The 15,620-nt window shown below is 50.0% G+C and carries 18 protein-coding genes; 5 read left to right on the forward strand and 13 right to left on the reverse strand.

Annotated elements, in window-relative coordinates:
* Positions 1 to 493: 493 nt before the first annotated feature.
* The gene (locus tag ACM1PF_RS04570) at positions 494 to 1,273 is read left to right on the forward strand and encodes a tetratricopeptide repeat protein (protein ID WP_416672622.1); all 780 of its coding nucleotides are present in this window, start codon (positions 494 to 496) and stop codon (positions 1,271 to 1,273) included.
* 21 nt (positions 1,274 to 1,294) lie between these two features.
* Here ACM1PF_RS04570 and ACM1PF_RS04575 read toward each other — a convergent pair whose 3' ends face one another.
* The 3 genes from ACM1PF_RS04575 to ACM1PF_RS04585 form a co-directional block, all read right to left on the reverse strand.
* The gene (locus ACM1PF_RS04575; RefSeq protein WP_416672623.1) at positions 1,295 to 1,510 is read right to left on the reverse strand and encodes a hypothetical protein; all 216 of its coding nucleotides are present in this window, start codon (positions 1,508 to 1,510) and stop codon (positions 1,295 to 1,297) included.
* Positions 1,511 to 1,834: 324 nt separating this feature from the next.
* Positions 1,835 to 2,749, reverse strand: a complete 915-nt coding sequence (locus tag ACM1PF_RS04580) for an alpha/beta fold hydrolase (RefSeq protein WP_416676561.1) — start codon at positions 2,747 to 2,749, stop codon at positions 1,835 to 1,837.
* Positions 2,750 to 2,776: 27 nt separating this feature from the next.
* Positions 2,777 to 2,947 carry a hypothetical protein gene (locus tag ACM1PF_RS04585; protein ID WP_416672625.1) on the reverse strand — a complete coding sequence of 57 codons (171 nt, stop codon included), beginning with the start codon at positions 2,945 to 2,947 and terminating at the stop codon, positions 2,777 to 2,779.
* A gap of 99 nt (positions 2,948 to 3,046) precedes the next feature.
* Between ACM1PF_RS04585 and ACM1PF_RS04590 the strand changes: the two genes are divergently transcribed.
* Positions 3,047 to 3,547: a hypothetical protein gene (locus ACM1PF_RS04590; RefSeq protein ID WP_416672627.1), complete on the forward strand. Its 501-nt coding sequence runs from the start codon at positions 3,047 to 3,049 to the stop codon at positions 3,545 to 3,547.
* A gap of 125 nt (positions 3,548 to 3,672) precedes the next feature.
* On the opposite strand, the gene ACM1PF_RS04595 is transcribed toward ACM1PF_RS04590, so the two are convergent.
* The 3 genes from ACM1PF_RS04595 to ACM1PF_RS04605 form a co-directional block, all read right to left on the reverse strand.
* Positions 3,673 to 3,822, reverse strand: a complete 150-nt coding sequence (locus ACM1PF_RS04595) for a hypothetical protein (RefSeq protein ID WP_416672629.1) — start codon at positions 3,820 to 3,822, stop codon at positions 3,673 to 3,675.
* Entirely contained in the window at positions 3,822 to 5,984 is a 2,163-nt protein-coding gene (gene nrdJ, locus ACM1PF_RS04600) for a ribonucleoside-triphosphate reductase, adenosylcobalamin-dependent (RefSeq protein WP_416672631.1), read from the reverse strand. The genes ACM1PF_RS04595 and nrdJ overlap by 1 nt, the downstream gene beginning before the upstream one ends.
* 138 nt (positions 5,985 to 6,122) lie before the next feature.
* A complete protein-coding gene (locus ACM1PF_RS04605; protein WP_416672633.1) occupies positions 6,123 to 6,626 on the reverse strand; it encodes a single-stranded DNA-binding protein in 504 nt (167 codons plus the stop codon).
* A 554-nt stretch (positions 6,627 to 7,180) separates the two neighbouring features.
* Here ACM1PF_RS04605 and ACM1PF_RS04610 point away from each other — a divergent pair.
* A complete protein-coding gene (locus tag ACM1PF_RS04610; protein ID WP_416672635.1) occupies positions 7,181 to 7,438 on the forward strand; it encodes a hypothetical protein in 258 nt (85 codons plus the stop codon).
* A 46-nt stretch (positions 7,439 to 7,484) separates the two neighbouring features.
* Here the strand turns inward: ACM1PF_RS04610 and ACM1PF_RS04615 are convergent, their stop codons facing one another.
* On the reverse strand, positions 7,485 to 8,369 hold the full coding sequence (locus tag ACM1PF_RS04615; protein ID WP_416672636.1) for a hypothetical protein: 885 nt from the start codon (positions 8,367 to 8,369) through the stop codon (positions 7,485 to 7,487).
* Positions 8,370 to 8,817: 448 nt separating this feature from the next.
* On the opposite strand from ACM1PF_RS04615, the gene ACM1PF_RS04620 reads away from it, so the two are divergent.
* The gene (locus ACM1PF_RS04620; RefSeq protein ID WP_416672638.1) at positions 8,818 to 9,483 is read left to right on the forward strand and encodes an endonuclease III domain-containing protein; all 666 of its coding nucleotides are present in this window, start codon (positions 8,818 to 8,820) and stop codon (positions 9,481 to 9,483) included.
* A gap of 20 nt (positions 9,484 to 9,503) precedes the next feature.
* Here the strand turns inward: ACM1PF_RS04620 and ACM1PF_RS04625 are convergent, their stop codons facing one another.
* Both ACM1PF_RS04625 and ACM1PF_RS04630 read right to left on the reverse strand, forming a co-directional pair.
* On the reverse strand, positions 9,504 to 10,241 hold the full coding sequence (locus ACM1PF_RS04625) for a DUF502 domain-containing protein (RefSeq protein WP_416676562.1): 738 nt from the start codon (positions 10,239 to 10,241) through the stop codon (positions 9,504 to 9,506).
* Between the two features lie 357 nt (positions 10,242 to 10,598).
* Complete coding sequence (locus ACM1PF_RS04630; RefSeq protein ID WP_416672640.1) at positions 10,599 to 10,910, reverse strand: DUF6679 family protein; 312 nt, start codon at positions 10,908 to 10,910, stop codon at positions 10,599 to 10,601.
* 550 nt (positions 10,911 to 11,460) lie between these two features.
* Between ACM1PF_RS04630 and ACM1PF_RS04635 the strand changes: the two genes are divergently transcribed.
* Positions 11,461 to 12,213: a creatininase family protein gene (locus ACM1PF_RS04635; RefSeq protein ID WP_416672642.1), complete on the forward strand. Its 753-nt coding sequence runs from the start codon at positions 11,461 to 11,463 to the stop codon at positions 12,211 to 12,213.
* A gap of 384 nt (positions 12,214 to 12,597) precedes the next feature.
* Here ACM1PF_RS04635 and ACM1PF_RS04640 read toward each other — a convergent pair whose 3' ends face one another.
* The 4 genes from ACM1PF_RS04640 to ACM1PF_RS04655 all read right to left on the reverse strand — a co-directional run bounded on the left by ACM1PF_RS04640 (position 12,598) and on the right by ACM1PF_RS04655 (position 15,615).
* Complete coding sequence (locus tag ACM1PF_RS04640; RefSeq protein ID WP_416672643.1) at positions 12,598 to 12,804, reverse strand: glycogen debranching protein; 207 nt, start codon at positions 12,802 to 12,804, stop codon at positions 12,598 to 12,600.
* A 33-nt stretch (positions 12,805 to 12,837) separates the two neighbouring features.
* Complete coding sequence (locus ACM1PF_RS04645) at positions 12,838 to 13,335, reverse strand: GNAT family N-acetyltransferase (RefSeq protein ID WP_416672645.1); 498 nt, start codon at positions 13,333 to 13,335, stop codon at positions 12,838 to 12,840.
* Between the two features lie 40 nt (positions 13,336 to 13,375).
* Complete coding sequence (locus tag ACM1PF_RS04650) at positions 13,376 to 14,509, reverse strand: RNA polymerase sigma factor, RpoD/SigA family (RefSeq protein ID WP_416676563.1); 1,134 nt, start codon at positions 14,507 to 14,509, stop codon at positions 13,376 to 13,378.
* Between the two features lie 905 nt (positions 14,510 to 15,414).
* The gene (locus tag ACM1PF_RS04655; protein WP_416672647.1) at positions 15,415 to 15,615 is read right to left on the reverse strand and encodes a hypothetical protein; all 201 of its coding nucleotides are present in this window, start codon (positions 15,613 to 15,615) and stop codon (positions 15,415 to 15,417) included.
* Positions 15,616 to 15,620 lie beyond the last annotated feature (5 nt).

The raw sequence follows: 15,620 nt of genomic DNA on the forward strand, positions 1-15,620 counted from the left end.
ATCCGCGATATCGGTGAAAAACTGGGCGAAATCTTTATCAATTCGGTAGAGCGATCGGAATGAGGAAGCGTCCTGGTATGATGCTTGCCTGATTCACCGTACGGATTGTCCCACTAGCAATTCAAAAAAATTCATCGCACATTTATATGTAAGCCCCCTTTTGTTCCAAGAATTTCACGAAACTCTCAGTTTTTTTCCGCGATACTACGGATAGCGATCGGGACTCACTTTATCAGAAAAATCGGACTGTAATACTGATGATTACTGCTTTTACAACGGTTTATCCCTAGCTTTGACCCAAATATTATTTCCGTACTTTCAACCTTACTTTGCCCCCGTAAACGTCTTATTAAGTGTCTACAGAGGGATAATTCACCGTCCAGGCTGACCCGTCTATCCAGCACCGGACATTCCGCCCCTCAAGTTTACGAGCCACTGAACGACGTAAAACCTACAAGCTTCTACCAAGCTGTACATACCCCTTGAGGACAGCATGAATACAAATCGGTTCACCCATCGAAATTCTTACTCTGGAAGTAATCCCCACCCTGCCCAGACGGCGTTGACCAAACTTGCAAATGCGGTTCACCCATACAAATGGCAGTCGAAGAAACGGCAGTCCAGAGAGAATTCCCTGTCTGGAGCAAATGCTGAACCAGGGAGCACCCGTTCAGAACCAACGGCTTTAGTTCGTCAAAAGGCTCTGGCTGAAGCCCGCCAGGGTAACTATGCCCTGTCGATCGCCCTCTTTAGCCACTTAATTGAGCGGGAGCCAGGCAGCGCAAACGACTACAGCAACCGAGGTTTGGTGTACTTTCAGGACGGGCAGTCCGAAGCAGCACTAGCCGATTATAATCGCGCGATCGAATTAAATCCTCAGTTGGACAGTGCTTACAACAACCGGGCAAACTATTTCGCTGCGCAGGGGCAGTTTCTGGAAGCCGTTCTGGATTACGATGTCGCTCTAGATCTCAACCCGACTAACATTCGTGCCTGGATCAATCAAGGTATTACCTTCCGAGAGTTGGAGATGTATGAGCGGGCGATCGAAAGCTTTGAACTGGCTCTTTGCCTGGGTCGCTTAGAGGGGCATATCTATGCCGAGCGAGGACGAACCTATCACCTGCGGGGCGACTGGAACTGTGCCGTAGCAGACTACTACCGAGCATTGACTGAACTGCCAACCGTGAGTGTTTATGCATCCGATCCATCCGTCCACCTGCGGCTTCAGGTTGAATCCTGGCTGGATGAGCTGATGAGTCCGCTCCGTTAATTATTGACCCGGATCTTAAACCTACTCAATTGAGATGGATTGGGGCCCACTGTTCTTACCATTTGTAGTGGATGCGGTGGATGGATAAGAAGCGACGCCCCCCTGCTGATCGAGCCAGCTTTTGACCGGATCATCCGCGAGATTCAGCCGTAAAACACCAGAAACGAGGCCGCCCAGAAAGGCGATCGGATGACCTGCCAATTCTCTAAACACAGGGGTTAACTCATCAAAGAACATACTTAAACTCTCTACGATGTACTGATTCGGTTGAGAATAAACTGCCGAAACAATTTCAGCTTAACAAGGCTAACTTAACTATACGGGTTTGACCGTGCCAGGCTCCTAGTAGAAGCGAGCGTGAATTGAGCAACCGTAGAGCGGGCATCTTGCCCGCGCAGGCTGGAAGCCTGCACTACGAAAGGTGGGTGTATTGCTGCCGAGGTCTACTAGCTTCCAATCATTTTATCTGCGACTCCTTCAGGTCAGCAACCCAATTCTTTAGAATTATTTAACCTGGAGAATCACCTTTTGTGCGGGTCTAGGAGAAAGGCAGGAATAAGATTATTCTGTGAGAGCGAACTCAGCTGCTGGTTGAAGCTGTGGTAAAAACTGGCGAATCAGTCCGATCGTCACCGCCGGTAATTCCAGTTGCGGGGTCAGTCCAACATCATCAAACTGATAGAAGATGCGAATCGCCTGGAGATTCATTTCAGCCAACCGCCGACCAATCTCCGGCCCGGTAAACTCAGCTTGCCGTCCCCAGATTAAGGCAGTGGGAATGGTCAACTGCATAATGTATTGAGATAAATCAAAGGACAAATCACCCCGCACAAATGAGAGTGCTGCATACTCTGCGTTGGGTTGTTGAGCCGATTCTAAGTAGGCTTTGACAATTTCTGGATAGATGCGCTCTGGTTTGGCAAATTGACGTTGTTCTAAAAAGCTGCGAATGCCAAACTCGTTGGCCACCCCTGCGCTGTAGAGCAGTCGGTCTAAGAAGGGAATCGTGACAACGGTGGCAGCAATACTGCTCCGGTAATCCTGGCCAAAGTCAGACAAACCCGCTGCGGTTGTGAGAATCAGTGATTTAAACAATTCGGGACGCTTGATTGCAGCTCGGATGGTAAATGCTGCGGTCAGTGCAGAAGCAATCACAGTCGTTGGGCCGGTGCAGGTCTGCTCCATAAACTCCGTGATGGTTGCAATATAGTCTTCTACTGTATAGTTGCGAGCTGGATGAGCAGAACGTCCCCAGCCAATTAAATCTGGAGCCAGGACACGATACTCAGCAGCGAAGGCGGGATATACCTTAGACCACTCGTAGGCAGAAGAGCCACCCCCAAACCCATGCAGAAATACCAGTGTTTCTTGTGCGTCGTTCTGCCTTTCCCACAGTTCTCCCTGCGCTGTGTAGTAAACCATTCTGCCCAATTTGGTTTGGATGGAGCGTTCACCGAAGCCAGGAGGTAGAAACATCATCAATCTCCAAATGCTGTAAGTCTTTTATCCTGCTTCGATCGTGCCGACAGAATGCAAAATTTGCATCACCCTGGAGTTCAGTACTCTGAAGCAGAGGATCAATGTACCAGTGACATCGTAAAAAATGCTCACTCCTGGATTCAGCGTAAACTCATGGACAATGAGCGATCGCTCACTGGAGTCGATCGGCTGCAATCACTGTCTTTAGCAGGAGGGCAGTTTTATGCTTTGCTACCTAAATTTTAATCTGAAGCATGTTCAAAGCTATGCTGAATTTGATAAACCAGACGTAACGTGAATTTGACTCTCCTTGCTGAAAACTTCCTCTTCTTTGCGATCGCCACAACATTCTTTGTGCTGGTGGGTTGGGCGTGGCGTAATGCTAAACCCTACGACTTGCCACAGCCGTTACCCGACTGGTTTAAGATCTGGTTCTTAACGGTGCAAATTGGGGGAGGTGTAGTCCCGTTAGTTGCCTTGATCTGGGCCCTTTGGCAGGGGTATTCCGCGGCCATGATGGTACTTGTGTCCTACTTTATCATGCTGGTATTGCAGATCGTATCCGAAAGTGTTTCCCTGCGTCGGTTTCGTTCTGTGGTGTTTGTCATGGTGCCCTATTTGTATTTACCCTATCGCATCTGGCAGCTATATCAGGGGATGCTGCTGAATCCGACGGATGAGCTATTTCGGAATTTTTTGCTAGCCGAGATTGTGCTATGGACGCTCAACTATGCTCTGGATCTGTCGCAGTTACCAAGGCTCCTGCGATGGGATATGAAAGAGGAAGTGAATTAGACGCGATCGACAAAAGGAACTTTATAGGCTGAACCCCAACATTTACCCCTAAAAAATGGGCACAGGTAAGGGCGATCGGTTATCCACCTGCGCCCTATCACCCGTCACCCCTTACCCATCACCCCTTATCGACTGCCCAACCTACTGACGCTCCGGCAATAAGCACTTATCGCTATCGCACCCAGCCGCCCCGCTTCCACCATTTCACCCAGGTCATAACGGCTCAACGCCTGATGAAAGTCGGTGGTCTTACGCCGATCGCAGACTTCCTGCATCAGCCGATTGTATTCTGATTTAGAAATCGGCTCAAAGGGGAGCCGGGGGAAGGTTTGGAGGTCATCAAATCGGCCAGCAGGGCAGCAGAAATGTAGCCTTCGTTGTCCTGAATGGCGGCATGAATCCGCTGTCCCAATGCCTCCACTTCATGTTCCCGCAGTTCGATCGTGGCGGATGTATTGTGGGCAGTGTAGTACTTCTGGACTTGCAGGTAGAAGTCCATTTGCGCCAGGGCAGAAAATTGGGAGATGTCGATCGCATCTGCTCCTGGTAGATTCGCCCAAGACACTTCCACGGGAATTTCCACCAGCCATTCCGTACAGCGCGGATCAAAGGCATCATCCAGCAACCGTCCGTTCTCGTCCTTATCCGATTGGGAAGGGACAATCCTGTAACCGTAGTCCATGCAGGCTAACGCCACTGGATCATTCTTGCGGAAGGTAATGCGCCGCAGGAACCGTTGCGCTTTAGGGGGATGCCATCCGGGGCTGGCTCCTGTCAGCAAGGATTTTGTGCCCGCTGGCTGAACGGTGGTACAGCGATTGGGCCGCTTGATCTGGTGGCGATCGCAGTAGTCCCACACAACGTGATGGACGATGTCTTTCCAGCGGCTGAGGTATTCCCGCTCTCGCTGCTTGAATTGCAGTCCTGCCACCGTATCGGGGCGACCCTGTTCCCACCAGTTGAGCCACTCCGTTCCAAAGGCGTGAACGAAGAAGTCAAATAGTCCAGTGAACGAAACACCGACGATCGGATCGAGTTCGCGGGAGTGCTGGTATCGAGGTTCGTTAAATTGGTGATTCAGCAGCACCGCAACGGACAATGCCCCTGCGGTAAAAGCATCTTCCTGTTCCTTAAGATTCGATGGATCGAGCTGATTGAGATGAATTTCCGCCAAATTACAGTGGAAATTTTCACCTAAAATTTCTCCGCACGGGTTCAGGCCATATCGTCCTAAACGATGCTCAATTTCATTCGCAGGCATATCTGGATAGTGGGTTTCTAACCATGCTTTTGCCTGTCCTCTTTCATACGCCGTTAGAAACGCAGCTTTCAACTCTGGCGTAGTTAGTATATCGCCACTGGAACGGGCGATCGCCTCTCCAGCCCACTGAATCGCACCTTCTCCAGAGTAAAACTGCTTACGGACTGCCGCAATGCATTCATCCAGAGTCGGCTTGTAATGATAAACACGGGTATGGTTAGCCATCCGCAGGGCATCCCGTTCTGGATCGATTCGCCAGTTGCCTTCTGAGTCTTGCTGCCAGAGGTTTTCCTTAGCGGTGGAGAACCCTTCATCATGGCTGACTCCCTGACGCATCCCAGCACTTCGCCGAATGTTTCCGGCTACGATCGTCACTGCTGCCTCATCGATCAGCAAACAGCACTCCACAGAAGTCAACTGACGGCCGATCGCCTGATTAATAATGTTTGCACAGCGATTGTAAAGACCCGGCAAGCGAATTGGGTTTGCCACCCCGCCAAAGCCCTTCAGAGTCTCCCCAGCCGGACGAACATCACTCAGATCAATGGTGATCTGCACCTCCCCCGTGAATTGCTCATCACTGGACAACTCCAACAGCGTTTGGTAGGACTTCACCCAGCCATGACGGCTATCTCCAACATAGATTTTGACCTGATTGCCGTCGATCTGCACCTCCGTTTCCTGGCGACGCTGCTCCACTGGCGTTGCACCAATATCGGCAATCACCTCTACTGTCAGAGAGTTCCGGATGACTGGAAGCTGTTGAATGTACTTCGGTTCTAAGACCGCTCCCGTGCCGCAGCCCATCATCGCCAGATCCATCATCAGCCCAAAGGCCCGCCAATCGACGACATTCGTGCTGGTGCAGTTGTACGCTCCCGAAAAGTTTTCTGGCTTCTCAATCCATTCCGTGCCCCCCACCCAGAGCCAGCGTCCAGACGGTAGGCTTTTAACTTGCGACTGCATTCGGGCGATTAGCGCGGCTTCCTCTGGGGTCAAATTCCCCAGCTTAATTAAACCCTGGAGGGTGCGATCGCAGACCTCATCCCAGGTTTCTCGGACGCTTCCAGCTTTCTCAACCCGACGACTATAGGTTCTGAAGAATACCGGATAGGCGGCAGGGGCAGTTTCAGGAAATTGTGCAGTTTGGCGGGTACGTTCCAGGTCTTGAACCATGAGCGAGTCCTCAATAGGTACAGTGGAGAGTGTATAGCTCTACAGCTAGTGGTGATCATCATTCAGAGACATGATCGTACTCCATCCATAGAGATTTGCCCACTTTCTTCAAGAGGAAATTGACTGCAAAAAAAGGAACTAGAACGGGATGTCATCATAATCCGGTTCCGAGGTTGGAGCCGCCGAGTATGCCGGAGTTCTAGCCGGTTCGGAAGCTTCCCGCTTAGCAGGAGGAGCCTTGGGTGTGGAGGGAGCAGAAGGAGCAGAACTCGCACTGGTATTGCTGCCACTGGCTACCGTACTGGTGGGCACGGAGGAAATCGTCGAAAGGGTGGTTCCCGCTGCCAACAAGTGAATCCGCTGGGCCGTTAGCTCAGCCCGTTTTTCCTTAAAACCCTCTGGACGATCGACCGTGTTCATGTGCAGCCGCCCTTCGATAATCACCCGATCGCCTGGATGATACTTTTCTTGAATTTCCTGAGCCAGATTGCCCCATCCGACTACTTTGAGTTGAGTGGGGGGATCATCATCTCGCAAACCAGGAAGCTCGACGGTCATTTCAGCCACAGCAAGCTGACTGTCGGGGGTATAGCGAATTTGCGGCTCTTGAATCACTTCTGCCATCAAAATGCAACTGTTCATACTCAATTTTCTCCTGGTCGTATAAATACAAATGTATTCCTCCCTAATCCTTCAACTTTAGATCAAAGTTGGGGACGATCGCCATTCAGAACGAGAGATCGGCAGGCAGGGGGCAGGGTTGCTTTGATTGTACTGATGCTGGGACAAATGCGGAAATCTGAGGGATAATTCAAGTTTTGTAAAAATTATGAGAAAAATAGGAAATTTTTCTAGCTATTACCAGGCAATTAGTTGATCAGAAGGTGTGGCAACTTGAAGTTATTTCAAGTAGGGGTGGGAATTACGCCTCTTTTATGAGGGTTCTCTAGACTGTGGACAAGCTGAGAGCGTTCTATATTAAATCTGCTGGTTTGTTAAGGGTTTTGTCAGATAACAATCCTATCGTTGGCAGTGGAATAACGGTTCGGAATTGGGTGTCGCTCCTCTGTATTTACTTCAAACTGAAGGTGATACGATCGCTCAAACCATAATCCTACTCAGGTTTTGAGGGCTGAACCGATCCCACAGTCGCTAAAACCCTTTACCCATTTGTTAGTTAACTCAAGGTGATAATTATGTTCACTCCTACCCACTATTTAGTCTCTCGTTCCAGAAAAACTCCTGTACAGCTCATTCCCTCCGCCAATGGTTTCCACGTCCTGACGGAACCGGAATGGCAGCAGGGCAAAGAAGCTGCGTTTGAAATGCGGGCCAGACAGGGATTCTTCTGTCAGGGAATTCCCGTGGTTGGATATCATCTTCAACCGATCGAGCTTGCAGCAACGACTGAAACGGCTAAACCCACTGAAGTTGCTGAAACCCACAATGGATAAGGAGTGAAATGGGGTAAGGAGTGAAATGGCGTTTCTTGAAGGTCTACTAGTCAAATTTCGGCTTGGGATACAAGACCATCCAGGCGATCGGGTAATTGCGCGTCCCGACTCCCTTCGTCTGAATTCGAGCCATGTTCTGCTGGGGATGCACCTCAACCACTTCCCAGATTGCTGCCAATTCAGCCATTGTTAACCTGGAATTTGCCTGAAGTACGACCCAATCTCCAACGGTTAAAGTCGGTTGATGGGTTGAGTAACCCGTCTCTACAGGATAAGAATCTGACTCGATCGCCGAATCCTCTTGCCACGCTTCAGAATACGCCAACTCTTCCAGCTCACGCAGGTCTTGCTCCTCAGCCTCCTCAAGCTCTGGCTCAGCTGACAATTGCTGCGATCGCGTTAGATCGGGCGTAGATGAAGCCGCTAGTGGTGCTGTCTCTGCTCTGACGGGAGAATTTGTTTTGGATGGAGCATTCTTGGCAGACAGACGTAACTGCTTTAACCTGGTTTTAACCGCCTCCGGGGTGACATCCCAAACCTGCCGCTTTTGAGTATCGGTTAACAGTTCCAGCAAGGCTAACTCCTCAACGGTGTCAATCACTCCCAGCATATCCAGCACCGTGTTCAAGCTAGACTCATCCAGGCGATCGTCTGAAGAACGGTTATCTGAAGAACGGTTATCTGAAGAACCCTGAGATGACGTTGGAGCAGAATGATGTTCTGGATCAGGCTGCCTTGCTGGCTGAAGGGATGGATGAATGGATTCATGGACAAACTGACTCGCATCGTCTGGCGATCGACTCGCATCGCTCATCTCTGAATCGGGAGAAAGATTATTCTCAGGTGATAGTTTATTTAGGGTCGGGGAGGGCTGAGGGGATGAAGGGGTGACACTGAACAGGGGTGGCTGGACGAACCGTGGCTCTAGCATAGTCCAGGCATAAAAAGAGGGAAGAGGTAGGGTTGAGGAAAATCAATTATTCTATCTACAGCCTAACAATGGATCGCGGAGATTGCTTGATCATATTTCAATCGAGCTTCCCAGTTTAGGAGCATGTCACCTTTGAAAGTTTACCCTCATCCCCCAACCCCTTCTCCCTAGGGAGAAGGGATCGGAAGTCCCTCTCCCAAAGGGCGAGGGATTTAGGGTGAGGGCTGCAAAAGTGACATGCTCCCCCCAGTTTTGCTAGCCGATCGCATTCAACTGCTGTAAGAAGGGATGAACGATCAACAGCCGATTCTCTTGTTATGCAATTTCCTGATCGCCTCATTGTTGCTATGGTCGGGGAACGGGAAAACGGGTTAAACACAAACTAAAGTAGAACCAGAAACGTTGGATAGGTTATCCACCATAATCCAAAGGATTTGCGGCAAAACCGATGGATGGAAATAAAAGTTGTCTACCCTTTGATATTGATACCGTCATGGTCGCCCTCCGGGAAGCCGTGCGTCCCTTCCCCAAAGCGGCCATGTTTGAACTGGCGGAACAGGGATATCGATCGCCCTTTGAGCAGTTGATTGCCTGTATCCTTTCCATTCGCACCTACGATGAAGTCAGTCTTCCCGTTTCCATTCGGCTGTTTGAACGGGCACGCACTCCTGAAGCGATGATAAAACTCACCCCGGAGGAAATCGCCTCCCTGATTCAGGAATCCACCTTTGCCGAAGCCAAAGCCCAGCAAATTTGGGACATTGCCGATCGCCTGCTGACTGAATTGGGCGGAGAACTCCCCTGCGACTACGACACCATGACCTCCTTCAAGGGCGTTGGGGCAAAGTGCGCAAATTTAGCCCTGGGAATTGCCTGCGGTGTTCCCAGCATCAGTGTCGATGTCCATGTCCATCGCGTGACCAACCGCTGGGGCTATGTTCAAACCCGGACTCCAGAGAAAACCCTGGCCGCTCTACAGGCAAAACTACCCCAGGCGTACTGGATTGAAATCAACGAACTCCTCGTCCCCTTCGGCAAACACATCTGCACGGGCAACCGTCCCAAGTGTCCAACCTGTCCAGTGTTAGAAATGTGTCAGCAAGTGGGTGTCTAATCGAGCAACACCCTGGAGGCTCACTCCTCATTCAGCATTGCGATCGACTGTCGTTTCATTTCCGGTAAGGGTTTTTCAGGAGCAGAATCAAGCCGTCGTCCTTCGTATCCACCATTGGTTGGGGTCGGCAGGGAACCTGGACTGACAATTCCGCCAGAAATCAACACCTTAAAGGCATCCTCGATCGACATTGATAGATTAACCACCTCACTTTCCGGCACGATCGCATACCAGCCAGACGTTGGATTCGGCGTGGTCGGGACAAAAATGCTTAACATTGGTTCCGACATTTGGGTTTGAATGTGGGGGCTGATCACCCCCGTCACAAAGGCGATCGCCCAAATATTCTTGCGGGGATACTCCACCAACACCACCCGCCGAAACTTACTACTGGAGTCCTTCAAAACGGTTTCCAGCAATTGTTTTAATGTCTTATAGATTGATCCAGCCAGGGGAATCGCTTGCAGCGATCGTTCACCAAAGTCCAACAGCCAACGCCCGACGATATTGCGGGCCATCAGACCAATCAACAGAATGCTGAGGAGCGGCACTGCAAATCCCACCGCCAGATTCAACAAGTTACCGAGGAGGGGGTTCAGGTCGTTGAAGGGATTGAGCTGCTTGGGAATGCGGGTTAAAAAGTCGATCACCCAACTGGCGATCGTAATGGAGAGCCAGATGGTAGTGGCTAGCGGAATCACCACCAGCAAACCCGCAATCAGGTCGTTCTTAAGATCCTGTTTTAAGCGTTGAAGTATGGTCAACTTTTTCTCCTCTAGACTCTGCTAGGTTGACCCAATGGTCGAAAGGGATGCGCCTTCTTTAATATTAATATATGTAAACTGTGTGAAGAATTATTCTGATTTTCTTTCAGTTTTGTTTAACTCAAAGCGTGGTTCCAGTGGACGGCGATGGATGGGTGGATCTCAATCCAGGTGTCCTATGATTTTGTATCTTACTTTACAAGAACCCCTTTCTAGCAGGCAAGAGCGGCAAGTCGGAAAAGCAAAAAAGCAGGAGGTCAAGTCGTGCCTTATCGCTCCTGCTTCCCTATACTGAGTGATGCAAATCTGGATGATGAATGGCGTAAATGCCGATCGCAGTACCTTTTCTCCCTAGTCGGCGTTAGATTCGGGATATCGATCGCGGATGCGTTCTGCTTCAGGACAATCTTCAGAGACGAGCGGCTCCACATCTCCACGGGGTACAGTAGCCAACCGCTGCATCACGGAACCAATACTTTCCAGGCGAATCATTTCTTCCCAGGAGCAAATTTCTTCATCTTCCTCCGTTTCGTAGCGAACGGTAACTAAATCTCCCTCAATGTCGAGAATGCGAGCGCGTTCAATCCAGCGTTGCTGATCCCGCAGAAAGATCCAAACCTCACGACCATCACAACAGAGTTGATAGATCTTGCGGTGTAACATGTATCGCTTCTCCTGAACAAAACTTCAAAAATCGAGCAAATCATCGAGTGTCGAGTCACAGCCTTCGTCTAACTCTGCATCCCATCAAGCCAAAGTATGACAGAATGCTAACCGCCAATGCTGAAAAAGCGCAGACCGGGTTATGGAAAACCCTTCATCGTGCTGGTGGTTCATAAGCTTGAATCTGCAAAAATTCTGTGAACATCAAAAACATCAGACCCGCTTGACCCATTTGGTCTTCTGTTTGATCTAGAGTGAAAAAGTGTGAAGCGGTTTCTGGGGTGGGATGCGATTCTTGAATTCATCATCACAACAGATTGTTAAAAGATTGGTTAGGGAAACGGCTCAAGCGATCGCGTGTGCGTTTAAGGCAATTAAAACTTGAGTTGAGCCAATTTGTGAAGGGGGATAGCCGCTCAAACAGCCAATCTTTATAAAAGTATTTCCCCAAGGTTTGATCCAAGTCCCTTCGCTCAACATTTCGGTATAAAGAAGCTTGCCTTCCATTCTAACGAGATTCAGTTAAATTTGGGGATCAGGAATTACAGAAATGCTACTTCATTTAAGCACTTGGCCCGAGGTTGAAACCTACTTATCCCATTCTCAGGGCATCATTTTGCCGATCGGTTCCACCGAACAACATGGCCCCACCGGGTTAATCGGTACGGATGCGATTTGTGCAGAGCGCATTGCCCACGGGGTCGGAGAAGTAACGCAGGCATTAGTTGCACCCACGATCAATGTAGGTATGGCCCTGCATCACACTGCCTTCCCTGGGAGTATGAGCCTCCGTCCCAGTACCTTAATTTTGGTCATCCGGGATTACATCACCAGCCTGGCGAAAGCTGGATTCACCCAATTCTTCTTCATCAACGGCCATGGCGGCAACATGGCCACCCTGAAGGCGGCCTTCGCCGAAACCTACGCGATCCTGGCGGATTTGAATTTACCCAATGCCGATCGGGTTCAGTGTCGTCTGGCCAACTGGTTCATGTGTCACTCTGTCTATACCCTGGCCAAACAACTTTATGGCAATCAGGAAGGTTCCCACGCCACCCCCAGCGAAGTGGCCCTGACCCAGTACGCCTATCCCGATGCCATCAAACAGGCTCCCCTCAGCCCAGAGGTTGCTTCCGGTCATCCCATTTACGGGGCGATCGACTTTCGCCGCAATTACCCCGACGGCCGCATGGGTTCCAATCCTGCCCTGGCCACTCCAGAACACGGTCAGCAGCTTTATGAAGCTGCGGTAAAGGAGTTGGCGAATCAGTATTTGGGGTTTGTTGGGAGGAGTGAGGGTTGAGGAGTGAGGAGTGAGGAGTGAGGAGTGAGGGTTGAGGAGTGAGGAGTGAGGGTTGAGGAGTGAGGAGTGAGGAGTGAGGAGTGAGGAGTGAGGAGTGAGGAGCAAAAGAGTTATAGGGGTAAGTGTGGAACTGCCCCTGGTTTAAGGTATTGAAGCTGATTGGCTGACAAAAGTTGTGTGCCCTCACCCCCAACCCCTCTCCCAGAGGGCGATGGGAGCCAATCCACTTCTTCAGTTCCCTCTCCTCTCGGGAGAGGGCTAGGGTGAGGGCTTCCAGGGTTCTGGCTGAGAAGTTTTGTCAGTCAACTAGGTATTGAAGAGCCTGACAAGACTTTAAAGTTTCATCTACTCCTCACTCCTCACTCCTCACCCCTCACTCCTCACTTAATCCAACTTCAAGGCATTCACCGGAACCTCATCCCAGGATTCAACCGTGCGAAGGCGAGCGACCCAGCCTTCCTGTTTTTGCAGGGTGGTGAGATTGGTTTCAAACGACTCATGGCATTCCTGAGCCTGAGTTTCATCTCGACAGGCGATACAGGCTCGGATAATGCCACAGGGGTCTATTTGCTCATTTACCCAAATTTTCACAGAATGCCTCCGACGTTTAAGACTCAGTATGACTCAGCAAACCTCAGATGGATAGGCTTCAGCCAGTTGGGCGATCGACTCCCCAGCAACACGACATATCCGCCAATCCGGCAACACAGCCGCTCCCATCCGCTGGTAAAAACCGATCGCAGGTTCATTCCAGTCTAAAACGCTCCACTCCAGTCGCCCACAATCCCGCTCCAGTGCCAGCCGCGCCAGATAAGACAGCAATGCCTTACCCATTCCCTGACCGCGATAGGCCGGCAGCACAAACAGATCTTCCAAATAGATGCCGGGTTTTGTCAAAAAAGTGGAGTAGCTGGTGAAAAACAGGGCAAAACCTGCTGGTTCTCCCTCTATCTCCGCCAAAACCGACTCAATACAGGGGCGATCGCCAAACAAATGTGCTTCTAACGCCGCCACCGTTCCTGTCACCGTATGGGACAGTTTTTCATATTCCGCCAGAGCCTGAATCAGCTCAAAAATTGTCGGTACATCCTCAACCTGAGCCGCCCGAATCCTAAAACCCACCTGTCTCTACTCCCTACTCCCTACTCCCCACTCCCTACTCTTATCGCAGCCAACTCTTCAACCGAGCCGCCACCTGGGGCCGCCGTAGTTTCCGCATCGCCTTCGTCTGAATTTGCCGCACCCGCTCACGGGAGAGGTTGAAAATACCGCCAACTTCTTCCAGTGTGTGGGTTTCTCCAGTGGTCAATCCATAGCGCAGGGCAATGATGTCCCGTTCCCGCTCCGTCAGGACTTCCCCCAACACATTGTAAATTTCCTGGCGCATCATCGATTCACTCATCTGCGCCTCTGGAGACTGGGTGCTGCTGTCTTCCAGGAGTTCCATCAGCTCTGTATCTTCCCCTTTACCCACCCGATGGTTGAGGGAAAGGGAACGCCGTCGGACTTGTTGCAAATTGCGAAGTTGTTCTGCGGTCATGTCCAGCGATGCTGCCAGTTCCGCTTCCGTTGGGTTGCGGTTTAGCTCTTTCCGCAGTTCCCGGTGGGCTTTCTTCAGCTTGTTCAGCTTTTCAACAATGTGAATGGGTAGCCGAATCGTTCGGGCATCATTGGCGATCGTTCGGGTAATGCCCTGACGAATCCACCAGTAGGCGTAAGTTGAGAACTTGTAGCCCTTATCGGGATCAAACTTTTCAGTCGCCCGGTTTAAGCCCAGTGCTCCCTCTTGAATCAGATCCAGGAACGGTACACCCCGATTCAAATAGCGTTTGGCGATCGATACCACCAGCCGCAGATTCGATCGAATCATTTTGCGCTTGGCAACCCGACTGAGATAAAGCCGATGTTCGAGTTGTCGTTCCGTCAGTTCCAACGTAGCCGCAACTTCCGCTTTGGTGGGCGGGCGATCGAGATCCTGTTTCAGGCGATGACGCAAGTCTTCTACTTCATTCAAAAACTTGACTCGCCGTGCCAGCTCAATTTCCTCGTTTGGCTTGAGCAACGGATATCGGGCCATCTCCTTAAAGAAAGCTCCTACCGCATCATCAGAAACCGTTTTTCGGTAGCCAGAAGCCCGACTAGCCAGTAAATCTCCTAACTCTTCATCGCCATCAAAATCAACCACAACCCCGGTTTCCCCGGTTTCCCCGGTTTCTCGCTCCTCATCGGAAGCAGCAAAGGTCATGTCCTGTAAGTCTGAATCGGCAGAGAGAAACTCACCTTCAGAAAGATTCATTAAGCCGATGAGGTCGGTTGAGTCTTCGATGGAGTTATTCATTCTTTGTTGGGCGTTATGATTGAATACTGCGGTCATAATTTTTACTTCACTTAATGCGTCAAGATTTTAGATTGATGGGGTTCAGTAAAGTTGAGTAAAGATGTTAATCAAATCGTCAGCGTTACCAGAATTAAGTAAAATTTAAAGAATCTACCGTAAATTTCCAACGTCACTCCTGAACTTAGAAATTTTTGCTTCTAAAGTTTTATGGAAAGATGCAGAAATCATTCGAGCTATCGGTAAATCTGCCAATTCTCGACTAACTAAAACGATTCATCGATTGGACGAACCCGCGTACAGGTGAGCTGCCCGTTAAGGAAATGGTTAGCTTTGAATGGAATCTATACTCCGCTCGGAGGCGATAGCTATCAAAGACGAGAGGGCTTAACCTCTTGTGTCACCCTACCTGAAATAGCGGAACAAGCTGTCTGTCTGACTACACTTTATTTAACAAGGCTAACTTAAGGAACTTCACTCCCGAACCCAACAAGCCCAAATTAAACAAGGACTCTGAAAGAAACTTCAGTTTTGCTATTAGCTTTGGAATTGCCATTTCTCCGTAATCCAGCTACAGGGTAATGGATTCTTTCTCCAAATGCAATCTAATCCGCTTGTTTTCATTTAGCCCGCCTGTCTCGTAAGCAAAATCACTTCTTTGAACAACAATTTGCTCGTTTCACCGATGCAATAAAGGGGTAGCGGGAAGAAGTCTAGCCTCATCTCTGTGAATCGTCTATCTAACTTAACTTAACTTAATTCCTTCGCCACCCATTTCAGGTAAATTCTTGAGCGGACGGTAGAGGGTGGGCTGGGGGAAAACAGAGCTAATCCAGAGCTGGACTGGGATTGCTGGGATGATGTTGCTAGATGACGTTGCTCAATGCGATCGCAAAAACGATCCAATCGATCCAATCGAACCGATCGAACCGATCGACCATTGAAATCGAACTATTGAAATTGATGTGGGCAAACCCAGGAGATTCCGTTAGACTTGGGGCGATCGAATCTGAGAGGAGACGATCGTGATTTAAAATACCTGTACGTCGATCAGGGATGGCAGGCATCTGTA

The sequence above is a fragment of the Egbenema bharatensis FJBBOT/2019 genome, from assembly GCF_048077055.1.
GTDB classification, from domain to species: Bacteria; Cyanobacteriota; Cyanobacteriia; order Elainellales; family Elainellaceae; genus Egbenema; species Egbenema bharatensis.